Below are 25861 nucleotides of genomic sequence, written 5' to 3'. Positions count from 1 at the left end.
TCAGCTCCCGCCGCTGCCGGTCGACTTGCTGCCGAACCCGCCGCGTTGAATCGTGGTACCGGACTTGGTGGTGATGGTGGCTCCCTTGGGCGTCACGACGGTGCCGCCGGTCACCTTCGTGCCGACGCCGCCCGCGCTCCCGCCGTAGTAGTAGCGGTACGGCGAGCCCGCGAAGATGAACATGCCCGCCATGCCGCCGGTGCCGGGAGTCCCGGTCGTGCAATACGACTCGTCGACCTCGACCTCGGTGTTCGGGTCGATGCAGGTGGCCTGGACGTCGTCCGAGGACAGCGCGGTGTATCCGAGCGCGACCAGTCCGACCACGCCGACCACCGCGACGCCGCCGATCAGGCCCTTTTTCCGTTTGCGACGGCGTTCCTCGGCCTTGGCCTCGGCCTCGGCAGCCAGCCGCTCCTGCTCGGCGCGGTCCTTGCGGGCCTTGTCCCTGGCGCGCGCCTCGCCGACGGTCGGCGGACGGGGCACCGTGGCGCCGGGTTCCTGACGCCGTATCCTGCCGCCGCCGGGAGCCTGCGCGGCCTCGTCGCCGCTGCCGGACCCGTCGGCGCCGCCGGTCTCGCCTGCCCCGTTCCGGTCGTCCGGTCCGCCCTGATCCGGTCCCACTCGTCCCTCCCCATCCTGTGACGTCATCGCACCGAGGTTAGCGTTCGTCGAAACCGGCGAGATTCCCCGCGGCGTCCGACCAGCTCTCCACCACGAGATCGACCCGGCCGGGCGTCGAACCGGACCGGAGCAGCTCCAGCAGCAGCTCGCACTGCGGCCGGGGCCCCTCGGCGATCACCAGCACCCGCCCGTCCGGGCGATTGGTGGCATGCCCCACGAGGCCGAGTTCGAGCGCCCTCGACCGCGTCCACCACCGAAACCCCACGCCCTGAACCGACCCGTGTACCCAGGCGGTCAGGCGCACCGGTTCCGGTGGGCGCATCGGAGCTCGCTCAGCTGCTCTTCGGCGGCACGAGCTTGTGCACGCTGCCGTCAAAGCTGGTGGTGTACAACGCCGCCGGATCCCAGCCGGGGCCGGATCCGAACCGGACGGAACTCGTCAGCGGCAGATCGGAGCCGATCTCGCAGGTGGAGCCGGTGGTGGGGTCTACCCGAACCACCTTGCCCGCGCCGTTGAGCGCCATGTAGATGTTGCCGTCGTCCCCGACGGTGAGGTCGTCGCCCGCGTTCGACGCACCGGATCCCGCGACCTTCATGGTGTGGACCGCACCCTTGAGATCGGTCGCGTTCAGCTCCCGGATCTCGGTGTTCGAGTCAAAGGTGTTGCCGACGTAGACAGTTGCGCCGTCCGCAGACACGGCGAGGCCGTTGGCGGAGCCCAGGTCGGTGCGCACCGACGCCGGGCTGCCCGGCTGCGCGGCCGGAATTCGGGTCAGGCCCTGATCGGACCCGAGGTTCCTGGTCACCAGCAGGTCACCGTTCGCCAGCTTGACCAGCCCGTTCGGCATCGTCAGCCCCTTGGCCACCGTGGTCTGCTCGCCGGTGTCCAGGTCGAGGGACTCGACGGTGCCGTTCTTGCTGTTCGACAGGCCCGCCATCGCATTGTTCCCGGTGGTGAACAGGATGCTGTCACCGTTCACGACAATGCCGCCCGGCCCGGTGAAGTCCGAGACCAGCGTGCCGGTCTTGCCCCCGGGGGACAGCGTTCGGATGGCTCCGTCGCCGAACAGTGTGCCCTCGGACAGCAGCATCATTCCGCGGCCGTCGAACGCCAGGTTCTCCAGCATCCCGAATCCGCTGGCCACCTCGCTCGCCTTCCACGGCGTACACGACTGCGCGGCCGCGGTGGTCGTGGTGATGGACGGCGTCGTGGTCGCGGCGGCGGGCGCGGGTGCCGAGCTCGCGGGTGTAGATGTCGCGGGCGCCGTGGTCGGTGCCGCGGTGGCGGCGGGCGTCGCGGCAGCAGGTGCGGCGGACGTGGTCGGCGCGACGGGCGCGGCCGTCGTGGTCGGCGCGGCGACTCCCGGCAACGGCGAGGTCAGGCCGGGCAGCGAGAAGGGCGGCGCGACAGTGGGCGTCGTCGTGGCCACGGGCTCCGCGGGAGTCGGAGCAGGCTGAACGGGAGCGGGCTGGGCGACGGCGATCGGGGCACCCACGATCGCGCCGGTTGCCACCAGGGCACCGACCATCGCAACACGAGAGAGCAACATGGCGCCTATTTGATCACGAATCAGTTTCAACCGTCAGGTTCACCACGGTGCCATTTTTCAGGGTACGTCCGACCGTGCACACCTTGTCCACGGATTTGAGCACAACGGTGAGCAAACGCTCCTGCGCCTCGGCGTCCAGTTCGCTGAGATCGACCTCAAGGACCTCGTCCAACCGCGGGTACACCTCGTTCTCACGGTCGGCCGCGCCCGACACCCGGACGGTCGCGTCGTAGTTGTCCCCGAGCCTGCGCGAGAGCGGCAGGTCCGAGCTCATGCCGGTGCACGCGGCCAGCGCGATCTTGAGCAGCTCGCCGGGAGTGAACACGCCGTCGACGCTCTCCGACCCGATCAGCACCTCCGCGCCGCGCGAGCTGCGGCCCGTGTAGCGGCGCGTCCCGGTGCGCTCGACCCACAACTCGGTGGACGCAGCCGGCTGGGCGGGGGTGCTAGCGGAAGTCTGATCAGCCATACCCGAATCCTGCCATCCGCCGTGGTCGGCTCCGCAGGCGAGTGGCGACGTGCGGCCTCAACCCTCCATGGCCGCGGTCGGCGGGCGCTCGGTGATCGCCCGTTCCGCCGACGAGGGCGTGTCGTCCCAGACCTGGATCCCCCTGATGTCCGGCATCTCCGACCGGTTGAACACCGGGTCCAGGCCCCTCCTGCGCTGATCGGTGTAGTGCCGCATGAGCCGGAAGGCCAGCACAGACAGCGGCGCGATCGCGATCAGGTTGATCGTCGCCATCACCCCCATCGACAGGTCCGCCAGGCTCCAGATCAGCGGGAGCGAGCCGACCGCGCCGCCGAAGGCGCACAGCACCACCAGCACCCGGAAGCCCTGCAGCGCGCCCTTCGACGGCGTCAGGAACCCGATGTTGGACTCGCCGTAGTAGTAGTTGCCGATCACCGAGGTGAACGCGAGGAAGAAGAGCGCCACGGTCAGGAAGTGGATCGTCCAGTCCCCCAGATGTTCCGCCAGGGCGACCTGGGTGAGCGAGGCGCCACTCTCGGTGCCGTAGTCGGGGTTGGCCAGCAGGATGATGAAGGCGGTGGTGGTGCACACCAGCAGGGTGTCGAAGTACACGCCGAGGCTCTGCACCAGGCCCTGCTTGGCGGGATGGGAGATCGACGCCGTGGCACCGGCGTTCGGGGCCGATCCCATTCCCGCCTCATTGGAGAACAGTCCCCGCCGGACGCCCTGCATGATGGCCGCGCCGATGCCGCCGCCGACGATCTCCTGGATCCCGAATGCGTTCTCCACGATCAGCGTCAACATCTCGGGCACCCGACCGAGATTCATCAGCACCACGATGAGGCCGAGCAGCAGATAGATGCCCGCCACGACGGGCACCACGACCTGCGAAACGGACGAGATACGCCGCACGCCACCGAAGATCACGGCGCCGGTGAGCGCCGCGACCACCACGCCGACGATCACGTTCACCGTGTCCGAGGATCCACCCACCGAGGTGTCGACCGCATCCGCGATCGAATTGGACTGCACGGCTACGAATACGAACCCGTACGTGATGGTGATCACCACCGCGAAGAGGGCACCCATCCACCGCTTCCCGAGGCCGTACTGCATGTAGTACGCCGGCCCACCGCGGAAGCTGTCCCGATCGCGGATCTTGTAGAGCTGCCCGAGGGTGGACTCGACGAAGGCGGTCGCGCCGCCGACGATCGCCATCGCCCACATCCAGAAGACCGCGCCCGGCCCACCGACACTGATCGCGATCGCGACGCCCGCGATGTTGCCGGTACCCACCCGCGAGGCCGCCGAGATGGCGAACGCCCGGAACGAGGAGATGCCAGGGCGGCCGTCCGCGAGGTCGGCCGGCTTGTCGGTGATGACCCGGAACATCTCCCGCAGCAGGCGAACCTGGACGAACCGGGACCGAATCGAGAAGTACAGGCCGAGACCGACCAGCAGCACGATGATCAGGTACCAGAACTTGTCGTTGACTGCGTTGACGAGATCGATCGCCGTGTCCATGGTGGGATCCTCTGCCGTCGGGGTCGATCGTGACAGCGACGATCATCTCCTGTGCACGGCCAGGATCACGGCCAACACGCGAGGTGCCACTCGGTTACACCTGGAAGCGATACCCCATCCCGGATTCGGTGATCAGATGCTTGGGCTGCGAGGGATCCCGTTCCAGCTTGCGGCGTAGCTGCGCGAGATACACACGCAGGTAGTGGGTTTCGGTGGCGTACGACGGGCCCCACACCTCGCGCAGCAACTCCTTCTGCCCGACCAGCTTGCCCTTGTTGCGCACCAGCATCTCCAGCATCCCCCACTCGGTGGGCGTCAGATGCACCTCGCGTTCGTCCTTGATCACCCGCTTCGCGGCCAGGTCGACGGTGAACGACTCGGTCACCACCACCGGCTCGCCCACATCGGTGGCGGCGGAGTGCCGCCGAACCGCGGCCCGCAGGCGTGCCAGGAACTCGTCCATGCCGAAAGGCTTGGTGACGTAGTCGTCGGCGCCCGCATCGAGGGCCTCCACCTTGTCGGCCGAGTCGGTGCGCGCGGACAGCACGATCACGGGGGCGGTGGACCAGCCGCGGAGCCCCGCCAGCACCTCTATGCCGTCCATGTCCGGCAGCCCCAGATCGAGCACGATCACCTCGGGGTGCTTCTCGGCGGCAGCCCGCAGCGCCGCCGCCCCGGTCGCCGCCGTGGTCACCTCGTAGCCCCGCACGCTCAGATTGATCCGCAGCGCGCGCAGGATCTGCGGTTCGTCGTCGATCACCAGCACCCGTGTCACGCAGTCACCTTCCCGATCCCGGCCAAGTCCACCACCATTGTCAGCCCACCGCCCGGCGTGTCCGTGGCACTGACGCTTCCCCCCATCGCCTCGACGAACCCGCGCACCACCGACAGCCCAAGGCCCACCCCTGTGGACATGTCGCGGTCGCCGAGGCGTTGGAACGAGTCGAAGATCTGCTCCTCGGCGCCTCGGGCGATCCCGGGCCCGGTGTCCGCGACCGTGATCAGCACCCGGTCCTTCACCGGCGCCGCCGCGATCCGCACCATCGAGTCCGGTGCATACCGGAGCGCGTTGTCCACCAGATTCGCCAGTACCCGCTCGAGCAGTCCGCTGTCCGCCATCACCGCGTTGCCGCCGACCTCGACCTTCACCCGGTCCGGGCCCGCCCTGCCGATTCCCGGCGCGCCGACCCCGACGCCGACCAGCGCGCGATGGACCACCTCTTCGAGGTAGACCGGGCGAAGGGTCGGGCGCACCACACCCGCCGCCAGCCTCGACGAGTCGAGCAGATTGCCCACCAGATTGGTCAGCTGGTCGGCCGACTCTTCCACCGTGGCAAGCAGTTCCGCGGTGTCCTCCGGCGAGAACTCCACATCGTCGCTGCGCAGGCTCGAGACCGCGGCCTTGACCGCGGCGAGAGGCGTCCGCAGGTCGTGGCTCACCGCGGACAGCAGCGAGCGCCGCAGCCGGTCCGCCTCCGCTAGGGCCTTCGCCTGGCTGGCCTCCTCGGCGAGCTCGCTCTGCCGGATCAACCCCACCGCCTGATTCGCGACGGCCAGTAGCACCCGCCGGTCGCGCGCGTGCAGTTCGTCACCGCGCAGCGCCAACGCGTACTCGCCGTCGCTGACCTCGCACACGGTGTCGGCCTCGTCGACCGTCGCGAGCGGGTCCGGTCCCACCGAGCTCACCACCCCGTGCCCGCGACGAATCATGCTCACCGACTGTTGGGCATAAGTCTCCCGCACCTTCTCCAGCAGCGCAGGCAGGTCGGCGCCGCGCAGCACCGACCCGGCGAACAGGGCCAGCAGTTCCGCCTCCTTGGACGCCCGGCGCGCCTCTCTGGCCCGCTTCGCCGCGGCGTCCACCAGCACGGCCACCGCGACGGCGATCACCAACAGCACCACCGTGGTGATGAAGTTGTCCGGCTCGGCGATCGTGAAGCTGCGCAGCGGCGGGGTGAAGAAGTAGTTCAGCAGCAGACCCGAGATCAGCGCGGACAGAGCGGCGGGCGCCACGCCGCCGAGCAGGGCGACGAGCAGCACCACGATGAAGAACAGCGCGCTCTCCCCGCCCCAGCCGAAGGACCGGTTGACCGCGCCCATGACCAGCGCGGCCGCCGACGGCACCAGGACCGCGGCGACCCAGGCCAGGATCTTTCGCGAACGCGTGCCCACCGGGGTCAGCCTGCGTGGGGTGCTCGACTCACCGTGCGTGACCATGTGCACGTCGATCGAGCCGGACTGCTGGACCACGGCCGCACCGATGCCCTCGTCGAGGATGCGGGCCCAGCGCGATCGCCTCGAGGTCCCCAGCACCAGCTGGGTGGCGTTGGCCGCTCGCGCAAAGTCGAGCAGGGTCGACGGCACATCGTCGCCGACCACGCTGTGCAGGCTCGCGCCGATGCTGTTCGCCAGTTTGCGCACCTTGCCCATCTCCGGCGCGGACACCCCGGCGAGCCCATCGCCGCGCACCACGTGCACGACGATGAGCTCTGCACTGGACTTCGAGGCGATCCGGCCGGCCCGGCGCACCAGGGTCTCCGACTCCGGTCCGCCTGTGACGGCCACCACCACCCGCTCCCTGGCCTCCCAGGTGTCGGTGATCTCGTTCTCTGCCCGGTACTTCGCGAGCGCCGCATCCACCTGATCGGCGACCCACAGCAGCGCGAGTTCCCGCAACGCGGTGAGGTTTCCGCGACGGAAGTAGTTGCTCAGTGCCGCGTCCACCTTCTCAGCGGCGTAGATGTTTCCGTGGGAGAGCCTGCGGCGCAGGGCCTCCGGGGTGATGTCGACGAGCTCGACCTGGGTTGCCGCGCGCACGACCGCGTCGGGCACGGTTTCCCGTTGGGTCACCCCAGTGATCTGCTGGACGACATCGTTGAGGCTCTCGAGGTGCTGCACGTTGAGGGTGGTGAGCACGTCGATGCCCGCAGCGAGCACCTCCTCGACGTCCTGCCACCGCTTCTCGTTGCGGCTGCCCGGGGTGTTGGTGTGGGCGAGCTCGTCGACCAGCACCAGCGCCGGCCTACGCCTGAGCACGGCGTCCACGTCCAGTTCACCCATCGTGGTGCCGCGGTAGTCGATCAGCTTCGGCGGCACCACCTCGAGGTCGCCGATCTGCGCGGCGGTGCGGGCGCGGCCGTGGGTCTCCACCACGGCCGCGACCACATCGGTGCCCCGTTCGCGACGGCGATGGGCCTCACCGAGCATCGCGAACGTCTTGCCCACCCCGGGGGCCGCGCCCAGATAGATGCGCAGCTCACCGCGCTTGCACCCGTCGCAGGAACCCGTTCCGCTCACTCCGTCATCATCCACCAGTGCGCACGTCAGCCGCAGGAAGGCGCGGTCAGGCCCAGCGCGAGGTTCAGCTCGAGCACGTTCACCCGTTCGGCGCCGAGCACGCCGAGCTGGCGGCCCTCGGTGTGTTCGTCGACCAGCTGACGCACACGCTCGTCGCCGAGCCCGTTCGCCTCGGCGACCCGCGGCACCTGGATCGCGGCGTAGGCGGGGCTGATGTGCGGGTCGATGCCGGACCCGGATCCGGTCACCGCGTCGACGGGAACCTGGTCCGGGTGCACGCCCTCCCGCTCCGCGATCGCCGTGCGGCGCTCGGCGATGAACGATGCCAGGACCTCGCTGCTGGGGCCCTGGTTGGTCGGCAGGGCGGTCGCGGGGTCGCCCGGTGCGAACGGGTCCTCATCGGCGACAGAACCGGTGACCCGGTTGTGGAAGAACGGATCCGGCGCGCCTGCCGCCACCTGCGGGTCAACCCCGACCCAGCGGCTGCCGACCACGCACCCGTTGCTGTCGCGCACCGGTGAGCCCTCCGCGGACCCGGAGCTGATCCGGCCCACTCCCCACACCGCGGCGGGGTAGATCACGCCGAGGATCACGGTGAGCGCGAGCAGGACCAGCAGGCCTGCCCACACCTGCTTCACGAAACCGATTGTGAATCGCATTCAAGCTCACCCAATTCCAGGAATAAGTCGGACGACGAGGTCGATCAGCCAGATGCCGATAAACGGCGTGATCACACCGCCGAGGCCATAGATCAACAGGTTTCGCCCCAGCAACTGCGAGGCCGAGGACGGCCGGTAACGCACGCCCTTGAGCGCCAACGGGATCAGCGCCACGATGACCAGCGCGTTGAAGATCACCGCCGACACGATCGCCGACTGCGGCGTCGCCAGTCGCATGATGTTCAGCGTGTCCAGCTGCGGGTAGATCCCGCTGAACAGCGCGGGCAGGATGGCGAAGTACTTCGCCAGGTCGTTGGCCAGCGAGAACGTGGTCAGCGCACCGCGGGTGATGAGCAGCTGCTTGCCGATCTCCACCACCTCGATGAGCTTGGTGGGATCCGAGTCCAGGTCCACCATGTTCCCCGCCTCCTTGGCCGCGGAGGTACCGGTGTTCATCGCCACGCCCACGTCGGCCTGTGCCAGCGCAGGCGCATCGTTGGTACCGTCACCGGTCATCGCGACCAGACGGCCACCCCGCTGCTCCTTGCGGATCAGCTCGAGCTTGTCCTCCGGGGTCGCCTCGGCCATGAAGTCGTCCACCCCTGCCTCGGCGGCGATCGCCTTGGCGGTCAACGGGTTGTCGCCGGTGATCATGACGGTGCGGATGCCCATGGCCCGCAGCTCGGCGAACCGCTCGGCGATGCCCGGCTTGACCACGTCGGACAGCTGGATGACGCCGAGCACCCTCGGGCTCCCCGCCTCGACCACGGCCACCACGAGCGGCGTGCCGCCGACCTGGGCGATCTCGTTGACGGTATCGGTCACCGCAGGCGCCACACCGCCCCCTCGGCCCGCACCCAGGACAGCGTTGCGTCGCTGGCGCCCTTGCGGATCTGCGATCCGTTGAGATCGAGTCCACTCATCCGGGTCTGAGCCGTGAACGGCACGAACTCGCCGAGCTTCTCCGCCTCGGACGGATCCGAGTCGAGCCCGAAGTCCTTGGCGCACAACTCCACGATGCTTCGTCCCTCGGGCGTGCCGTCCGCCAGGCTGGACAGCCGCGCCGCTTCCGCGAGCTCCCCCGCGGTGACCCCGGGAGCGGGATGCAGGGCGGTGGCCCTGCGGTTGCCGTAGGTGATGGTGCCGGTCTTGTCCATCAGCAGCGTGTCGATGTCGCCCGCCGCCTCGACCGCGCGGCCCGACATGGCCAGCACGTTGCGTTGCACCAGTCGATCCATGCCCGCGATGCCGATGGCCGAGAGCAGCGCGCCGATGGTCGTCGGGATGAGACAGACCAGTAGCGCGATCAGCTTGATCGGGTCCTGCTCCTGGCCCGCGTACGTGCCCATCGGCCCGATGGCGACCACGGCAAGCATGAAGATGATGGTCAGCGAGGCCAGCAGGATGTTCAGGGCGATCTCGTTGGGCGTCTTCTGCCGCGCTGCGCCCTCGACCAGGGCGATCATCCGGTCCACGAACGAGTGCCCCGGCGCCGCGGTGATCTCGACGACGATCCGGTCGGACAGCACGATGGTGCCGCCGGTCACCGCGCAGCGGTCGCCGCCGGACTCACGGACCACGGGCGCGGATTCGCCGGTGATGGCCGACTCGTCCACGGTGGCGATGCCCTCGACGACGTCGCCGTCGCCTGGGATGACCTCACCCGCGACCACGACCACGCGATCGCCGACCACCAGCTCCGCACCCGGGATCGACTCGATCGCGCCACTGTCCGTGATGCGGTGAGCGGTGGTGTCCTGCTTGACCTTCCGCAGGCTCGCCGCCTGGGCCTTGCCGCGGCCCTCGGCGACGGACTCGGCCAGGTTCGCGAAGAGCACCGTGAACCACAGCCAGGCCGCGACCACCCAGGAGAACACCGACGGGTCGGCGATCGCCATCACGGTGGTGACGACCGAGCCGACGAGCACCACGAACATGACCGGGTTGCGCGCGAGGTGACGCGGGTCGAGCTTGCGGACCGCGCCTGGCAGGGCCGTGAGCAGCTGCTTGGGGCTGAAGATCCCGCCCTGCACCCGATGCTGGTGGTGCTGCTCGTCCCCCACGCCCTCCCCGGATCGTGGGGTGACGTCAGGACGTTCGGTTACGTTCACACTCATTGCAGAGCCTCCGCGATCGGGCCCAGAGCCAGGGCCGGGAAGAATGTCAGCGCCGCGACCAGGACGACGGTGCCGGTGAGAAGGCCGGCGAACATCGGGCCCGCGGTAGGCAGGGTGCCCGCGCCCGGCGCCGTCTTCTTCTGCGACGCAAGCGATCCGGCGAGCGCCAGCACGAAGATGATCGGCAGGAAACGTCCGAGCAGCATGCAGACGCCGAGCGAGGACTGGAACCAGTCGCTTGTCACGGTCAGGCCGCCGAAGGCGCTGCCGTTGTTGTTCGAGGCCGAGGCGAACGCGTAGAGCACCTCGGAGAATCCGTGGATGGATCCGGGCGTGCCCGGATCACCGCTGTTGCCCTGGTATCCGGTGGTGGACGACAGGATTACGGTGATGCCGGTGCCGATGAGCACCAGCGCGGGCATCACGAGCACCGAGAGCGCCGCAAGGGTGATCTCGCGCTGCGCCAGCTTCTTGCCGAGGTACTCGGGGGTCCTGCCGACGAGCAGCCCACCGACGAACACCGCGATAAGCGCCAACACGAGGATGCCGTACAGGCCGGTGCCGACGCCGCCGGGTGCGATCTCGCCGAGGAGCATGTTGAGCATCACCGCGCCGCCGCCGAGCGGCGACATGCTGTCGTGCGCTGAATTGACCGCGCCGGTGGAGGTTCCGGTGGTGCTCACCGCGAACAGCGCGCTACCCGGAATTCCGAACCGGACCTCCTTGCCCTCCATCATCCCGCCTGCCGCGGTGGCGGCGACGCCACGCTGGCCGGACTCGGAGGCGAGGGTCACGGCGAGCAGGCCGGCCCAGAGGAGGCCCATGACGGCCAGCAGGGTCAGGCCCTGCTTGCGGTCCCCGACCATGGTGCCGAAGGTGCGGGTGAGCGACACCGGGATGAGCAGGATCGCGATGATCTCGACGATATTGCTCAGCGGGGTCGGGTTCTCGAACGGGTGCGCCGAGTTCGCCGCGAGGATGCCGCCGCCGTTGGTGCCGAGTTCCTTGATGGCCTCCTGCGAGGCCACAGGTGCCAGCGCGTTGGTCACGGAGTTCCCGTCGAGGCCGGTCGAGGTGAAGCCGGAGTCGAATGACTGGATCACGCCCTGGCTCAGCAGGATCAGTGCGATGACGAACGAGATGGGCAGCAGGATCCGAATGCAGCCACGGGTCAGGTCCACCCAGAAGTTGCCGATCTCGCCGCCGCGGGAGACGCGAACGAAGCCGCGGATCAGCGCGGCGGCGACTGCCATACCGACGGCCGCGGACACGAAGTTCTGCACCGCAAGGCCCACCGGCTGGGTCAGGTTGGTCATCGTGGTCTCGGGCGCGTACGACTGCCAGTTGGTGTTCGCCACGAACGATGCGGCGGTGTTGAACGCCATCGCGGGGCTCACCCCGGACAGGTCACCGCTGAGCGGCAGCACGCCCTGCACGCGCTGCAGGAAGTAGAGGAACAGCACGCTCGCGGCCGAGAAGCCGAGCAGGCTCCCGGCGTAGCCGTACCAGGTCTGGTCGGTGCGGGCGTTGATGCGGCAGAGCCGGTACAGGACCGTCTCGATGCGCAGATCCCCTGAGCGGAGATCGGTGTCGGTGGTGTAGACCTTGGCCATGTAGTCACCGACGGGGACATACAGAATCGCTAGCACGGCGATCACCAGTGCTATCTGCAGTCCCGCAGCAAGCGCGGGATTCATGTGTCAGAACCTCTCGGGGTCAAGAAGCGCGATCAGCAGGTAGATCACGAGGGCCGCCGCGATGGCGATCAGGATGACGCTGAGCGTCCCGCCGGCGGTCACTGCGCACGCTTTGTCTGCAACCCGCGCAGCACCAGCGCGCAGAGGCCGAAGGTGCCGATGATGAGCGCCACGTAGGCCAGATCAGCCATGACAGTTCCTTTTCGAAAGTCTCACGCGCGCCGTCCATCGGCGTGCGCCGTCCCTGTTTCGGGGCACAGTGCAGCGTGCTCCCGGACGGGGACGAAAGGGGACTTCCTTACGGCTCGCTAACGCCGCCACCTGGGCTGTTGACGCCTTCTTTACGCGCTTCGCGCCCGTGCGCGCGTTGCACCCCACCGGGGGTACAACGCGCGCACAGTTCCGCGGCGGTCAAACAACGGCGCCCTCCCCGGCGAGCCGTCCAACCGACGCGGGCACCGGGGTGTCCCCGTCCACCCATGGCGCAGGAATCGGGGTGCCCGCGACGGTCCGCAGCGGCACGACGCCCGCCCAAGCACCACCGTCGACGTTGGGTTCACTCGGCGGGGCGTTGCGCACCTTGACGGTCCATCCGCCCGCGCTGATCGGCAATGCGATCGTCAGCGTGGCCGCGAGCTCCTTCTTGGTGTGGCCACGCACCTCGTCACTCCGCCCCGGTATCAGGGCGTCCGAGAGTGCGTTCAGCGCGTCGGCGGACTCCTCCCGCGTGAGCGCGGTCAGGTGCCCGCGCACCACGGCGGATCGGTAGTTGGCCGAGGAGTTGAAGAGGTTGTCCGCCACCACGATCCCGTCGAGCAGGGCTACGCAGAGCGCGGCCGGTGCGCCCGCGGCAACCCGGCGCAGCGCCCCGGCGCCGGTTGACCCGTGCAGGATGATCCGGTCGCCGTCCCTGGCATAGAGCATCGGAACCGCCCAGGGCATGCCATCGACAACGGTGGCGAGGGTGCCCACCGCCGCGGCGTCGAGCACAGCGTCGAGCTGGGTTCGGTCGTGCATCGAGCGTTCGGGGTGCCTGTTGATTGTGTCCACGCCACCAGCCTCATCGCATTCTGGTGCAGTCGACAGGTCCAGAATCTCCAATCTGAATAGTCCAGTATTCTTCGACCATGGCCCGCCACCCCCGCGACGTCCAACTGACGCTGACGCTGCCGCCCACCGGCGCCGCTCTCCGGCACCGCATCTCGGAGGCGATCATCGACGCGATTAGGCTCGGCCGGCTCCACCCCGGCGACGCACTGCCGCCGACAAGGGCGCTCGCCGCCGAACTGGGCGTGTCCAGGGCAGGCGTGGTCGAGGCCTACGACGAACTCTGTGCGGCCGGATATGCCTGCGCACGGCCGGGATCCGGGACCCTGATCGCGCCTGGGGCCGATGCCGCCGCCGCCGTGGGAGCCGGCTCCCACGTGTCGGACGGCCCGACGCCGGTCCCGGACACCGAAACGACACCGACCGCCCCGACCTGGGACCTCACCCCCGGCTGCCCGGACACCAGCCTCATCTCCCCCGACGACTGGCGGCGCGCCTGGCGTGCGGCCGCGGCGGCACCGATCCGCCCGCGGTCCCCCGGCTCGACCGGCCATCCGGAGCTGCGCCACGCCCTGGCCCTGCACCTGCGCCGCACCCGCGGGATTCTCGCGCACCCGGACGAACTGGTGCTCGTCCCCGGTGTGGACGCCGCGCTGCGCACTCTCGCCGCGGCCGCGGACCTGGCCGGCAGGGACGTCGCCTTCGAGGAGCCGGGATACCGCAACGCCCGCCGGACACTCGAGCTGTCCGGGGCCCGCCTGCGGCCAATCGCGGTCGATGCCGACGGTCTCGACCCGGCGGCGCTCCGTGAGACCGATGCCGCCGTGTATTGCACTCCGGCACATCAGTATCCGCTCGGCGCCCGGATGCCGGTCGCTCGTCGCGCCGGGCTGGTGGCGCGGGCGGCCACCTCCGGGACGCTGATCATCGAAGACGACTACGACGGCGAGTTCCGCTACGACGTCTCCGCCCTGCCCGCCCTGCGCAGCATCGAGGGCGGACGCGAGCACGTCGCCTACCTCGGCACCGCGTCGAAGATCCTCTCGCCCTCGATTCGCATGGCGTGGCTGCTCCCCCCGCCCTCGCTCCTCCAGCGGGTGCACGAATCGTTGCGTGGCACCGGCGAGAACTGCTGCGGGGTCACCGGACTCGCGCTGGCCCATTTCATCGAATCCGGCGCCCTGACCCGGCACCTCGCCCGGGCGTCACGCACCTACTCGGCGCGACGGGCGGCCCTGGTCGGGGCACTCCGAAGCCACCTCGCCCTGATGGACCGGCCGGGGATCGACCTGGCAGGCATCGAGGCCGGGCTGCACGTGGTGCTGCGCCTGCCGGACCACGCCGACGACGACGCCATCGCAACCGAACTCGGCGCCAGGGGCATCGCGGTGCCCGGTCTGGGTTCGTACCGAACCGACGCCGCGGGCCCACGGGGCCTGACGCTCGGATACGCGCAGTTGCCCGAGACCCAGGCCGACACCGTCGCAAGGGCGATCGCGGAGGTGGTCGGCAGGCATCTCGCCCGCTGACTCACGGCTGCCCATCGGGCTCCTGCTCGAGGACCTTCTCCAGGAAGTCCTTGAGTTCCTGGATCGCGGACGCCCCGGGGATGGCGCTGAGACTGGCGAGGGCCGCGTTCAGGGCCGCCAGGAGGGCTCGAAAGACCCGCCGCCCGATCGTCCCGCCGCCGCGGACGACCCCCATCACCTCGCTGCGGCCTGCCAGCTCGAGCACCGCGAGCTTGAACTCACGCATGGCGCCGTCCCAGCCCGCCGCCCCCAACGCGTCGATCACGGTGCCGGCGGGGAACTCCCGGCTATCGCCGCCGAGTGCGCGAAGCGCCTCCGCCCCCTGATTCGCCACGAGTTGTTCGACAGCGGAGGCGAACTGGCGCCGGAGATCCTCGTCGGGCAGCATGGCGCGCTCCGCACCGCTGTCGTCAGCGAGGGCCGCGTCCGGTTGCGCCGACCAGCGCAGCACCAGCAGCACATCGTCGACGAGCTGGCGCACGATGAGCATGTCGTCGTAGTCGGCCACGGGACCTCCTCGCCGAAGGACACTCGTCAGTGTGCGCGTCGCGGCTCGGGGTCTACAAGCCTCGCGGCCGTGGCTGGCACTTCGGGCAGCTGTAGGAGGACCTGTTCATGAACTTCTCCCGCCGGATGGGCGCACCACAGCGCGGGCACGGACGGTCCTCGCGGCCGTAGGCGGACAGCGACCGGTCGAAGTACCCGGACTCCCCGTTCACGTTGACGTACAGCGCGTCGAACGAGGTACCGCCCTGCGCCAGCGCCTCACTCATCACGTCGGTGACCGAGCCGAGCAGCAGGCGCACCTGTGGGCGGGTCAGCCGGTCCGCAGGCCTGTTCCCATGGATCCCGGTGCGCCACAACGCCTCGTCGGCGTAGATGTTGCCGACCCCGGACAGCACCGTCTGATCGAGCAGGATCCGCTTGATCTCGCTGCGCTTGCCGCGGATCGCCGCGACGACCGCCTCGCCGTCGAACCCGGGGTCCAGAGGGTCCCGCGCGATGTGGGCGACCGGCTCGGGCAGCGCCGCGCCGTCAACCTCGACCATGGGGGCGAGCGCCCAACCACCGAAGGTGCGTTGATCCACGAACCGGAGCTCGGTGCCGTTGTCCAGCGCTGCCAGGATCCGCAGATGCTTCTCGCGGGCCGCGCTCGGCGGCTGCACCAGCATCTGGCCGCTCATCCCGAGATGGACGACCACGGCGAGGTCACCGGGCGCCAACTCGAGCCAGAGGTACTTGCCGCGACGGCTGGCGCCGGTGACAGCAAGACCGGCCAGCTGCGCCGCGAGATCATGACCGCCGAGGACGTGCCTGCGGACGGCACGGGGATGCAGCACCTCGACGGCGTCGATCCGGGACCCGACGACGTGGGCCTCGAGCCCGCGCCGGACCACCTCGACCTCAGGCAGCTCCGGCACGGCGTCAGCCGACCTGGTCGGAGTCGTCCTCCGAGAGGGACTTCCAGGCGGTGCTGGCCGCCTTCTGCTCGGCTTCCTTCTTCGACCGCCCGACACCGACCCCGAGCGCGTTCCCCGCGACCAGCACGGTCGCGGTGAACTCCTTGTCGTGATCGGGCCCGGTCGCGCTGATCTCGTAGACCGGCACGCCCGCGCCACGCTCCGCGGTCAGCTCCTGGAGGCTGGTCTTCCAGTCGAGACCCGCGCCCAGCTTGGGCGCGCGCTCGAGCAGATCGCCGAACAGCGAGAGCACGACGGTCCGCGCGGTGTCGATGCCGTGCTGCAGGTGCACGGCACCGAGCAGCGACTCCATGCCGTCGGCCAGGATGCTCGCCTTGCCGCGGCCCCCGGTCATCTCCTCGCCCTTGCCGAGCAGCAGATGGGCACCGAGACCACCCTCACCGAGATCGCGTGCGACCTCCGCGAGTGCATGCATGTTGACGATGCTGGCCCTGATCTTGGCCAGCTCACCCTCGGACTTCTCCGGATGCGCGACGTAGAGCTTCTCGGTGATGGTCAGGCCGAGCACCGAGTCGCCAAGGAACTCGAGCCGCTCGTTGGTCGGCAACCCGCCGTTCTCGTACGCGTACGAGCGGTGGGTCAGCGCCAGCGTGAGCAGCGGTTCGTCCAGGACAACGCCAAGAGCGGCGAGGAGGGAATCATGATCCCCCTCGCCGCCGGCGGGTGCTGCGTTGCTACTACTTGTCACTGCGCGACTAGACCGCAGCGGTGACCTGACGACCCTTGTAGGTGCCGCAGGACGGGCACGCAATGTGGGGCAGGGTCTTCTCGCCACAGCCACGGTTCGGGCAGGTGATGAGGGTGGGCACAGTGGTCTTCCACTGGCTGCGACGCGACCTGGTGTTGGACCGCGACATCTTGCGCTTGGGGACAGCCACTTCTACTTCTCCTCGGCTTCAGTGTTCACACGACTCTTGCTGGGCTGGGATGATGCATCCTCAGCGTCGAACTTCCCCGCGAGGGCAGCCCAGCGAGGATCCAGTATCTCATGTCCATGCCCAGATTCTGCAATCGCCAGACGAACCCCACATTCGGGGCACAGTCCCTGGCAATCTTCGCTGCACAATGGCTGCAGCGGAAGCGCTAGCCCGGCCGCATTCACGATGACCGGTTCGAGATCGATCAGGTCGTCGACGATGCGGTAGATCTCATCTTCTTCGGTGGTCGCCTCGGTGGTGCTGTTCGGGTACGCGAACAGCTCCGTGAGGTAGAGGTCGAGCTCGCCGCCGAACGGTTCGAGGCAGCGCGAGCACTCCCCCTCGGTGGCCGCCCGAACGGTGCCGGTGACCAGCACGCCCTCCGAGACGGACTCCAGGCGGAGGTCGAGTTCGACGTCACCGCCGACCGGCACCGCGATCATGTCGAGGCCGATGCGCGAGGCGGCGGGCACCGTGCGGGTGACCGTGGTCATCGACCCGGGACGGCGCCCCAGACTGAGGATGTCCAGCACGAGGCCGCCCTCGTGGAGACGGGGCGAACCGGAACGATGCGAGGACACGCGAATACTCTTTCGTCAGCGAAGAAGGGGATGGGCAACCACTCAACGGTACGCGATGGGGTCCCCCAAAGGAAAATCTGCAGCCGGCGACCCGGCTACCGGTGACGGCTCGACCGGCTGGGCCGCTCGTCGGGCTCGTCGTAGTCGGGGATCCCGGATCCGGTCCGCAGCTGCTGGCGGCCGCGGCCAACGGAGCGGATGGTCCCGCTGAGGAACTCCTCGAACTCCGCGAGCTTGCCGTCCACGTACAGGTCGCATTCGCCCCGCAACCGGTCCGACTCGGCGTGCGCGGAGTCGATGACCCGAGCCGACTCCGAATGCGCGGCCTGCACGACCTCGGTCTGCGACACCAGGCGCTCCTGCTCGGCGCGGCCGTCCGCGACCGATCGCTCGTGCGCGGCGCGGCCGGATTCGACCAGGCGCTCCGCCTCGGCCGCGGCCTGTCCGGTGAGGCTGTCGTATTCGTGCTGCCCCTCGGCGATGGTCCTGTCTGCCTCCTCGCGCGCGTCGGCGACGAGTTCGTCGGCGTGTGCCTGCGCCTCGGAGACCATCCGGTCGGCCTTCGCCTTGGCGTCGGCGAGGATCCGGTCGGCGTTGTCGCGCGATTCGGCGAGGGTGGCCGCCGCCTCGGCGTCCGCACTCGAGACCGCCTGCTCGGCGTGCGCGCGGGCGTCGCCGACCAGCTTGTCGCGGTGGTCGAGCACGTCCTGTGCGTCGTCGAGCTCGCCCGGGATCGCCTCACGGACGTCATCGAGGAGTTCGAGGACGTCGCCGCGGGGCACAACGCACCCGGCCGTCATCGGGACACCGCGCGCCTCTTCCACGATCGCGACGAGCTCGTCGAGCGCCTCGAATACCCGGTACACGCCAAACCCCAATCGTCGACGACGGCTTACGTGACCAGTCTGCCCGTCGCGCCGCTCACCGACGCGCCGCCACGCCCAGTGTGTCGAGGATCAACCGTTACGTGGCCGGCCCCGCGGCGCGCTCCGCCAGCCGGGCCAGCAGCCGCTCGTGCACCTTGGCGGGCAGCATGTCCGCGACGTCACCGCCGTAGGTCGCCACCTCCTTCACCAGCGAGCTGGAGAGGTAGCTGTAGCGCGGGTTCGTCGCGATGAAGAGGGTGTCGACCCCGGTGAGCTTGTGGTTCATCTGCGCCATCTGCAGCTCGTAGTCGAAGTCGTTGGCGCCGCGCAGGCCCTTGACGATCGCGCTGGCCCCATTGGCCTTCGCGTAGTCGACGAGGAGTCCCTGCCAGGAGTCGACCCGGACGTTCGGCAGGTCCGCGACGGCCTCGCGCAGCATCTCGAGGCGTTCGTCGATGCTGAACAGCCCCTTCTTATTCTTGTTGATCATCACCGTGACGATGACCTCGTCGAACTGAACCGCCACCCGGCCGATCACGTCGAGGTGACCGTTGGTGATGGGATCGAAGGACCCGGGGCAGACCGCACTGCTCATGACTGCAGACCGTAACAGGCGATCTCGATCCGGGTCTCGCCGTACTTGCGCACCCGGTCGGCCGACAGTCCGGGCGGCCACACGGTCGCAGGCGATCGCGAGGACCGCTCGAGCACGACCAGCGAATCCTCCCCGATCCAGCCCCCGTCGACGAGCGCACCCAGCACCGACCCGACCTCGTCCTCGCCCATCGCATACGGCGGGTCGAGGAAGACCAGGTCGTACTCGCGGTCGGGGGTGCCCGCGACGACCGCGGCCACCGGCGACGACCGCACGAGCGCGCCGGGCAGCCCGAGCGTCGCCACGTTCTCGCGCGCCACCGCGGCCGCCTTCGCGTCCGACTCGACCAGCACCACGTGCTCGGCGCCCCGCGAGAGCGCCTCCAGGCCAAGCGCTCCCGATCCCGCGAACAGGTCGAGCACGGCGGCGCCGTCGAGATGCATCCTGGCGTCGAGCGAACTGAACAACGCCTCGCGCACACGCTCCGAGGTTGGCCGGGTGCCCTTCGGCGGGACCCGGAGCCGGCGCCCACCCGCGGCGCCGGCGACGATCCGGGTCACTGCGGCCCGTCCTCCTCCGTCGACACCACGGAGATCACGGTCAGCAGGTCGCCGCCCTCGACCTGCTGCACCGGGGTGATCGCGAGCCTGCTCACGACGCCACCACGGGTGGCGGTGATCGCCGCCTCCATCTTCATCGCCTCGATCGTCGCGACGGTGTCGCCCGCGGCGACCTTCTGTCCCTCCGCCACGACAAGGGTGACGACGCCCGCGAACGGCGCGGCCACGTGGCCGGGGTTGCCCCGGTCCGCCTTCTCCGCGGCGGGGACCTCGCTGGCGATCGAACGGTCACGCACCGACACCGGACGCAGCTGGCCGTTGAGGATGCACATCACCGTGCGCATGCCGCGCTCGTCGGGTTCGGAGATCGCCTCCAGCCCGATGAGCAGCTCGACACCGGGGGCCAGCGTGACCCGGTGCTCCTCGCCGCGGCGCAGGCCGTAGAAGAACTGGTTCGCCGACAGCCGCGAGGTGTCGCCGTACTTCTCGCGGTGCTCGAGGAACTCGCGGGTGGGTCCGGGGAACAGCAGCCGGTTCAGGGTGCCGCGGCGCTCGACAGGAGAACCGTCGAGTCCGGCCTGGTCGTCCGCGGTCAGAGGGGTCTCGGGCTTCGCGTCGCCGCGGCCCTCGAGCGCCCTGGTGCGGAACGGCTCCGGCCAGCCGCCCGCCGGGTTGCCCAGTTCGCCGCGCAGGAACCCGATCACCGATTCCGGGATGTCGTATCCGGCGGGGTTCTCCGCGAACTCGTCCGTCGACACGCCCGAGCCGACGAGGTGCAGCGCGAGGTCGCCGACCACCTTGGAGGACGGGGTCACCTTCACCAGGCGCCCGAGCATCCGGTCCGCCGCCGCGTACTTCGCCTCGACCTCCTCGAACTGGTCGCCCAGTCCGAGCGCGATGGCCTGCTGGCGCAGGTTCGACAGCTGACCGCCGGGGATCTCGTGCGTGTAGACGCGACCGGTGGGGCAGGCAGCCCGGACTCGAACGGCGCGTACACCTTTCGCAGCGCCTCCCAGTACGGCTCGAGGTCGCACACGGCCTGCAGATCCAGGCCCGTGTCCCGCGCCGAGTGTGCGGTGGCCGCGACGATCGCCGACAACGCGGGCTGGCTGGTGGTGCCCGCCAGCGCCGCGCTCGCGCCGTCGACGGCGTCGGCTCCCGCCTGCCACGCCGCCAGATAGGTGGCCAGCTGGCCGCCGGGGGTGTCGTGGGTGTGCACGTGCACCGGCAGGTCGAAGTTGCTGCGCAGCGCCGACACCAGGGTGGCGGCCGCCGGTGCGCGCAGCAGTCCGGCCATGTCCTTGATGGCCAGCACGTGGGCGCCCGCGTCCACGATCTGCTCGGCCAGCTTCAGGTAGTAGTCGAGGGTGTAGAGGTCCTCGTTCGGGTTCGACAGGTCACCGGTGTAGCTCATCGCGACCTCGGCGACGGCGGTGCCCGTCTCGCGGACCGCGTCGATGGCGGGCCGCATCTGGTCGACGTTGTTGAGCGCGTCGAAGATCCGGAAGATGTCCACGCCCGTCGAGGTGGCCTCGCGCACGAACGCGCGGGTGACCGACTCGGGGTAGGGCGTGTAGCCGACGGTGTTGCGGCCGCGCAGCAGCATCTGCAGACAGATATTCGGCATCGCCTCGCGCAGCGCGGCCAGCCGCTCCCACGGGTCCTCGTGCAGGAAGCGCAGCGCGACGTCGTAGGTCGCGCCGCCCCAGGCCTCCACCGACAGCAGCTCGGGCGTCAACCGGGCGACGTGACCCGCGACGTCGAGCAGGCCGCCGGTGCGAACCCGGGTCGCCAGCAGGGACTGGTGCGCGTCGCGGAAGGTGGTGTCGGTGACACCGAGCGCGGCCTGTGCGCGCAGCGCGGCGGCGAAGCCGTCGGGCCCGAGCTCGATCAGTCGCTGCTTCGAGCCGGCGGGCGGCGGCGTGGTCAGGTCGATCTTGGGCAGCTTGTCGCGCGCGTAGACGGTGGTGGGGCGCTCGCCGTGCGGCTTGTTGACGGTCACGTCGGCGAGGTAGGTCAGGATCTTGGTGCCGCGGTCGGCCGACGCCCTCGAGGTCAGCAGCGCCGGGCGCTCCTCGATGAACGAGGTCGTCACGTTGCCCGCGCGGAAGTCCGGGTCGTCGAGGACGGCCTGCAGGAACGGGATGTTGGTGGCCACGCCGCGGATCCGGAATTCGGTCACCGCCCGGCGCGCCCTTGCCACGGCCGCGGGCAGGTCCCGGCCGCGACAGGTGAGCTTGACGAGCATCGAGTCGAAGTAGGCGCCCACCTCGGCGCCCAGGTTGGCGCCGCCGTCGAGGCGAACGCCTGCACCGCCGGGCGTGCGGTACGCGGTGATCCGGCCGGTGTCGGGGCGGAATCCGTTGGCCGGGTCCTCGGTGGTGATGCGGAGCTGCAGCGCCGCGCCGCGGAGCTTGATCGAATCCTGGGCCAGACCCAGATCGGCCAGCGTCTCGCCGGAGGCGATCCGGAGCTGCGCCTGCACCAGGTCCACGTCCGTCACCTCCTCGGTGACGGTGTGCTCGACCTGGATGCGCGGGTTCATCTCGATGAACACGTGGTTGCCGCGGGTGTCGAGGAGGAACTCGACGGTGCCCGCGCAGCTGTAGTTGATCTCCTTGGCGAAGGCGACAGCGTCGGCGCAGATCCGCGCGCGCAGATCCTCCGGGAGGTTCGGCGCGGGCGCCAGCTCGATCACCTTCTGGTGCCGTCGCTGCACGCTGCAGTCACGCTCGAACAGGTGGATCACGTTGCCCTGACCGTCGGCCAGGATCTGCACCTCGATGTGCCGCGGGTCGACGACGGCCTGCTCGAGGAACACGGTGGCGTCACCGAAGGCGGACTCCGCCTCGCGGGCCGCGGCCTCGATCGCCTCGCGCAGCTGGGCACGCTCGGCGACCCGGCGCATGCCGCGACCACCGCCGCCTGCGACCGCCTTGACGAACAGCGGGAACTGCATGGACTCGGCGGCGGCGAGCAGCTCGTCCACGTCGGCGGACGGCGCCGACGAGGAGAGCACGGGGAGTCCGGCCGCCTTCGCGGCGGCGATCGCGCGGGCCTTGTTGCCGGTGAGCTCGAGCACCTCGGCGGACGGGCCGACGAAGGTGATGCCCTCGGCGGCACAGGCCGCGGCGAGGTCCGGGTTCTCCGAGAGGAAGCCGTAGCCGGGGTAGATGGCGTCGGCGCCGGACTTCTTCGCAGCCGCGACGATCTCGGCGATCGACAGGTAGGCCCGGACCGGGTGCCCCTCCTCCCCGATCTGGTAACTCTCGTCGGCCTTCAGTCGGTGGACCGAGTTGCGGTCCTCGTACGGAAAGACAGCTACGGTCCCCGCGCCCAGCTCGTAGGAGGCGCGGAATGCCCTGATCGCGATTTCCCCGCGATTGGCAACCAAAACTTTAGAGAACATTGCTGAAAATTACCCTTGCTCTCGTACCGCTCGCCGGACGGTGTCCTAGCATCCGGGAAATTCCCGCATACTCGACCCGCTGTAACGATGCAGTACGCTACCGGCCCCCACCTCACAGGGATACGGCACCCACCGTGAGCTGCGGATACGACTCGATCGCGCCCTCTTTCGCAGGGTTCGCAGATGGCCCGAACGGCGGGCGAACACCCCCGCAGCGAGCTGGTCGACCGCTCCCGTTCTGCCTCATATACTCATCAGTGCAATCGGTCCGCCCGGTGTGGTCATGAGGAGCCCCGAAGTCCCCGCCCGGCGTCGAAGCACGTCTCCCCGTCTATGTGGAGAGAGGTGTGAGAGGGAACCCGGTGAGAATCCGGGACTGTCCCGCAGCGGTATGCAGGAACGACCGCCGTCACCATGCACTGGACTTCGCGTCTGGGAAGCGACGGCCACTAGGACCGGTGTCGATCACCGGGCGCCTGCGAGTCCGAAGACCTGCCGACTGCGTCGGGCACGCCGTGCCCGACGGTCCACCGCCTCGTGGAATGGGCGAGTAGATCGGATCGCCGTTGACTGCTGCCCGCATGCGGGCGCCACCTGGGCTCGGTCCGTGCTCTCGTCTGCCGGTGGTGGCCACCCCGCTGTCAGCAACTGGAGAACACCGTGACATCCACCTTCACCGCAACCGTGCTGGGCTCCCCGCGCATCGGTCCCCGCCGCGAACTCAAGAAGGCCGTCGAGTCCTTCTGGGCAGGCACGCTCGACGCCTCCGCGCTCGATGCCGTCGCGCGGGACCTGCGCACACAGACCTGGACCGAACTGCGCGACGCCGGGATCGACTCCGTTCCGGTCAACGTCTTCTCGTACTACGACCAGATGCTCGACACCGCCGCGATGCTCGGCGCCCTGCCGGAGCGGGTCGCAGGAGAGTCGACGGCTCTTGATCGCTATTTCGCGGCCGCCCGCGGTACCGCCACCGTCACCCCACTCGAGATGACGAAGTGGTTCGACACGAACTACCACTACCTGGTCCCCGAGATCAGCTCCTCGACGCGGTTCACCCTCGACCCGTCGAAGGTGCTGGGCGAGGTCGAGGAGGCGCGGGCGCTCGGCATCGCCGCGCGACCGGTGCTGATCGGGCCGGTCACCTTCCTGCTCCTGTCGAAAGCGATCGACTCCGAGTCCTCCCTCCTCTCCCGAGTCGGGGAGCTCCTCCCGCTCTACTCCGCGCTGCTCGGGCGGCTGGCGGACGCAGGCGTCGAGTGGGTCCAGATCGATGAACCCGCGCTGGTCGCCGATCGCACGGAGCCCGAGATCGCCACCGCGGGCGAGGTCTACCGGGCGCTGTCCGCGCTCGAGCATCGGCCCGCGATCCTGCTCGCCTCCTACTTCGGCGACCTCGGCGCCGCCCTGCCCACGCTTGCGAAGACCGGCGTCGAGGGACTGGCGGTCGACCTCGTCGCCGGCGACCCCGAGGCACTGGCCGGAATCCCCGAACTCGCGGGCAAGCACGTCGTCGCCGGGATCGTCGACGGGCGGAACATCTGGCGCAACGACCTGGCCGAATCCCTGACGACGCTCGAAACCCTGCGCGGGAGCGTGGGTTCGGTCGCGGTCTCCACCTCCTGCTCCCTGCTGCACGTGCCGTACTCGCTCGAGAGCGAGAGCGAACTCGACGACGCCCTGCGGTCCTGGCTGGCCTTCGGCTCCGAGAAGGTGCGCGAGGTGATCACCCTCGCGACCGGCCTGCGTTCCGGTCGCGATGCCGTCGGCGCGGAACTGGCTCATGCGGCTTCCGCGAAGGCCACCCGGGCGGCCGATCGACGGCTGCACGACTACGCGATCCGGGCGCGATTGACCGGCCTGAAGGCGGCCGACGGCGGGCGGCGTCCCGCCGCGGAGCGTCGCGAGGTGCAGGCGGCAGTCCTGCCGCTGCCACAGCTGCCCACCACCACGATCGGCTCGTACCCGCAGACGACCGCGATCCGGGTGGCCAGGGCCGCGCTGCGGAAGGGCGAGATCGACGAGGCCGAGTACCTGCACCGGATGCGCGGCGAGGTAGCCGATGTCATCGCCCTCCAGGAACAGCTGGGTCTCGACGTGCTCGTGCACGGTGAACCCGAGCGCAACGACATGGTGCAGTACTTCGCCGAACAGCTCGACGGCTTCTTCGCCACCGCCAACGGTTGGGTGCAGTCCTACGGGACCCGCTGCGTGCGGCCGCCGATCCTGTACGGCGATGTCCGCCGACCGCGCCCGATGACGGTCGACTGGACCTCGTACGCACAGTCACTGACGGCGAGGCCGGTCAAGGGCATGCTGACCGGGCCGGTCACCATCCTGGCGTGGTCGTTTGTCCGCGACGACCAGCCGCTGTCCGAGTCGGCCGACCAGGTGGCGCTCGCGATCCGCGACGAGACCGTCGACCTGGAATCCGCGGGGGCGCAGGTGATCCAGGTGGACGAACCCGCGCTGCGCGAGCTGTTGCCACTGCGGTCGGCGGACCAACCCGCCTACCTGGACTGGTCTGTGGGAGCGTTCCGGTTGGCCACCTCCGGGGTCGCCGACGCGACCTCGGTTCACACCCACCTGTGCTACTCGGAGTTCGGCGAGGTGATCGGGGCGATCGCCGGTCTGGATGCGGACGTCACCTCGATCGAGGCGGCGCGCTCACACATGGAGGTCCTCGACGATCTCAACGCGGTCGGATTCGATCTCGGTGTCGGTCCGGGCGTCTACGACATCCACTCCCCCAGGGTGCCCTCGGTCGCGGAGATCGCCGACTCGCTGCGTGCCGCGCTGAAGGCCGTGCCTGCGGAGCGGCTGTGGGTCAACCCCGACTGTGGCCTGAAGACCCGCGGCCGGGCCGAGGTCGAGGCGTCCCTGCGCAACCTCGTCGCCGCGACCGAACTGGTCCGGGCCGAGCTCTAGGCCGACGCCGCACC

General features: G+C 69.6%; 21 protein-coding genes, 2 pseudogenes and 1 riboswitch. Of the genes and pseudogenes, 2 read left to right on the top strand and 21 right to left on the bottom strand.

Annotated features, from left to right (window positions below; all coding sequences use genetic code 11):
• The 12 genes and pseudogenes from BTZ20_RS09670 to BTZ20_RS09615 all read right to left on the bottom strand — a co-directional run bounded on the left by BTZ20_RS09670 (position 1) and on the right by BTZ20_RS09615 (position 12984).
• Positions 1-510 carry a hypothetical protein gene (locus BTZ20_RS09670; RefSeq protein ID WP_077043601.1) on the bottom strand — a complete coding sequence of 170 codons (510 nt, stop codon included), beginning with the start codon at positions 508-510 and terminating at the stop codon, positions 1-3.
• Between the two features lie 148 nt (positions 511-658).
• A complete protein-coding gene (locus BTZ20_RS09665; RefSeq protein WP_077041203.1) occupies positions 659-943 on the bottom strand; it encodes an acylphosphatase in 285 nt (94 codons plus the stop codon).
• A gap of 10 nt (positions 944-953) precedes the next feature.
• Positions 954-2171 (bottom strand): SMP-30/gluconolactonase/LRE family protein, encoded by a 1218-nt coding sequence (locus BTZ20_RS09660; RefSeq protein WP_223263701.1) that lies wholly within the window; start codon positions 2169-2171, stop codon positions 954-956.
• 13 nt (positions 2172-2184) lie between these two features.
• Complete coding sequence (locus BTZ20_RS09655; protein ID WP_077041202.1) at positions 2185-2640, bottom strand: OsmC family protein; 456 nt, start codon at positions 2638-2640, stop codon at positions 2185-2187.
• 57 nt (positions 2641-2697) lie between these two features.
• Positions 2698-4164, bottom strand: coding sequence for an alanine/glycine:cation symporter family protein (locus tag BTZ20_RS09650; protein ID WP_077041201.1), 1467 nt, complete (start codon positions 4162-4164; stop codon positions 2698-2700).
• Positions 4165-4258: 94 nt separating this feature from the next.
• Positions 4259-4939 (bottom strand): response regulator, encoded by a 681-nt coding sequence (locus tag BTZ20_RS09645; RefSeq protein ID WP_027499265.1) that lies wholly within the window; start codon positions 4937-4939, stop codon positions 4259-4261.
• Positions 4936-7461 carry a sensor histidine kinase gene (locus BTZ20_RS09640; RefSeq protein WP_077041200.1) on the bottom strand — a complete coding sequence of 842 codons (2526 nt, stop codon included), beginning with the start codon at positions 7459-7461 and terminating at the stop codon, positions 4936-4938. The genes BTZ20_RS09645 and BTZ20_RS09640 overlap by 4 nt, the downstream gene beginning before the upstream one ends.
• Before the next feature lie 26 nt (positions 7462-7487).
• On the bottom strand, positions 7488-8120 hold the full coding sequence (locus BTZ20_RS09635) for a potassium-transporting ATPase subunit C (RefSeq protein ID WP_077041199.1): 633 nt from the start codon (positions 8118-8120) through the stop codon (positions 7488-7490).
• A 6-nt stretch (positions 8121-8126) separates the two neighbouring features.
• Positions 8127-10237, bottom strand: a pseudogene (kdpB, locus tag BTZ20_RS29760) (potassium-transporting ATPase subunit KdpB).
• The gene (gene kdpA / locus BTZ20_RS09625) at positions 10234-11934 is read right to left on the bottom strand and encodes a potassium-transporting ATPase subunit KdpA (RefSeq protein WP_077041198.1); all 1701 of its coding nucleotides are present in this window, start codon (positions 11932-11934) and stop codon (positions 10234-10236) included. Before kdpA ends, kdpB begins: the two are co-directional and overlap by 4 nt.
• Before the next feature lie 3 nt (positions 11935-11937).
• Positions 11938-12036, bottom strand: coding sequence for a K(+)-transporting ATPase subunit F (kdpF, locus tag BTZ20_RS09620; RefSeq protein WP_099459055.1), 99 nt, complete (start codon positions 12034-12036; stop codon positions 11938-11940).
• Between the two features lie 309 nt (positions 12037-12345).
• Positions 12346-12984, bottom strand: a complete 639-nt coding sequence (locus BTZ20_RS09615) for a pyridoxamine 5'-phosphate oxidase family protein (RefSeq protein ID WP_077041196.1) — start codon at positions 12982-12984, stop codon at positions 12346-12348.
• 77 nt (positions 12985-13061) lie between these two features.
• Here BTZ20_RS09615 and BTZ20_RS09610 point away from each other — a divergent pair, with 77 nt between their 5' ends.
• Positions 13062-14510, top strand: coding sequence for a PLP-dependent aminotransferase family protein (locus tag BTZ20_RS09610; RefSeq protein WP_077041195.1), 1449 nt, complete (start codon positions 13062-13064; stop codon positions 14508-14510).
• A gap of 1 nt (position 14511) precedes the next feature.
• On the opposite strand, the gene BTZ20_RS09605 is transcribed toward BTZ20_RS09610, so the two are convergent.
• From BTZ20_RS09605 to BTZ20_RS09565, 9 genes and pseudogenes are all read right to left on the bottom strand, one after another.
• Positions 14512-15018, bottom strand: coding sequence for a hypothetical protein (locus tag BTZ20_RS09605; protein ID WP_077041194.1), 507 nt, complete (start codon positions 15016-15018; stop codon positions 14512-14514).
• Between the two features lie 52 nt (positions 15019-15070).
• Positions 15071-15931, bottom strand: coding sequence for a bifunctional DNA-formamidopyrimidine glycosylase/DNA-(apurinic or apyrimidinic site) lyase (gene mutM, locus BTZ20_RS09600; RefSeq protein WP_077041193.1), 861 nt, complete (start codon positions 15929-15931; stop codon positions 15071-15073).
• A gap of 4 nt (positions 15932-15935) precedes the next feature.
• Entirely contained in the window at positions 15936-16679 is a 744-nt protein-coding gene (rnc, locus tag BTZ20_RS09595) for a ribonuclease III (RefSeq protein ID WP_077041192.1), read from the bottom strand.
• Positions 16680-16686: 7 nt separating this feature from the next.
• Positions 16687-16869, bottom strand: coding sequence for a 50S ribosomal protein L32 (rpmF, locus tag BTZ20_RS09590; RefSeq protein ID WP_077041191.1), 183 nt, complete (start codon positions 16867-16869; stop codon positions 16687-16689).
• Between the two features lie 2 nt (positions 16870-16871).
• Positions 16872-17489, bottom strand: coding sequence for a YceD family protein (locus BTZ20_RS09585; protein ID WP_411269119.1), 618 nt, complete (start codon positions 17487-17489; stop codon positions 16872-16874).
• Between the two features lie 95 nt (positions 17490-17584).
• Positions 17585-18355 (bottom strand): DivIVA domain-containing protein, encoded by a 771-nt coding sequence (locus BTZ20_RS09580; RefSeq protein WP_077041189.1) that lies wholly within the window; start codon positions 18353-18355, stop codon positions 17585-17587.
• A 97-nt stretch (positions 18356-18452) separates the two neighbouring features.
• Entirely contained in the window at positions 18453-18950 is a 498-nt protein-coding gene (gene coaD / locus BTZ20_RS09575) for a pantetheine-phosphate adenylyltransferase (RefSeq protein ID WP_077041188.1), read from the bottom strand.
• A complete protein-coding gene (rsmD, locus tag BTZ20_RS09570) occupies positions 18947-19510 on the bottom strand; it encodes a 16S rRNA (guanine(966)-N(2))-methyltransferase RsmD (RefSeq protein ID WP_077041187.1) in 564 nt (187 codons plus the stop codon). The genes coaD and rsmD overlap by 4 nt, the downstream gene beginning before the upstream one ends.
• Positions 19507-22919: pseudogene (locus tag BTZ20_RS09565) on the bottom strand (pyruvate carboxylase). Before BTZ20_RS09565 ends, rsmD begins: the two are co-directional and overlap by 4 nt.
• A gap of 311 nt (positions 22920-23230) precedes the next feature.
• Positions 23231-23434, top strand: a riboswitch (cobalamin riboswitch).
• Between the two features lie 145 nt (positions 23435-23579).
• Between BTZ20_RS09565 and metE the strand changes: the two are divergent.
• Entirely contained in the window at positions 23580-25847 is a 2268-nt protein-coding gene (gene metE, locus BTZ20_RS09560; RefSeq protein ID WP_077041186.1) for a 5-methyltetrahydropteroyltriglutamate--homocysteine S-methyltransferase, read from the top strand.
• Positions 25848-25861 lie beyond the last annotated feature (14 nt).

Source organism: Rhodococcus sp. MTM3W5.2 (genome assembly GCF_001984015.1).
GTDB lineage: Bacteria > Actinomycetota > Actinomycetes > Mycobacteriales > Mycobacteriaceae > Rhodococcus_G > Rhodococcus_G oryzae.
This window is presented reverse-complemented; position numbering and strand designations above follow the sequence as displayed.

Bases quoted from the DNA above. Each gene is read 5' to 3' on its own strand.
- BTZ20_RS09660 (WP_223263701.1), bottom strand. From the start codon at position 2,171: ATGTTGCTCTCTCGTGTTGCGATGGTCGGTGCCCTGGTGGCAACCGGC.
- BTZ20_RS09655 (WP_077041202.1), bottom strand. From the start codon at position 2,640: ATGGCTGATCAGACTTCCGCTAGCACCCCCGCCCAGCCGGCTGCGTCC.
- BTZ20_RS09650 (WP_077041201.1), bottom strand. From the start codon at position 4,164: ATGGACACGGCGATCGATCTCGTCAACGCAGTCAACGACAAGTTCTGG.
- BTZ20_RS09665 (WP_077041203.1), bottom strand. From the start codon at position 943: ATGCGCCCACCGGAACCGGTGCGCCTGACCGCCTGGGTACACGGGTCG.
- kdpA (WP_077041198.1), bottom strand. From the start codon at position 11,934: ATGAATCCCGCGCTTGCTGCGGGACTGCAGATAGCACTGGTGATCGCC.
- BTZ20_RS09610 (WP_077041195.1), top strand. From the start codon at position 13,062: ATGGCCCGCCACCCCCGCGACGTCCAACTGACGCTGACGCTGCCGCCC.
- BTZ20_RS09635 (WP_077041199.1), bottom strand. From the start codon at position 8,120: ATGCGATTCACAATCGGTTTCGTGAAGCAGGTGTGGGCAGGCCTGCTG.
- coaD (WP_077041188.1), bottom strand. From the start codon at position 18,950: ATGAGCAGTGCGGTCTGCCCCGGGTCCTTCGATCCCATCACCAACGGT.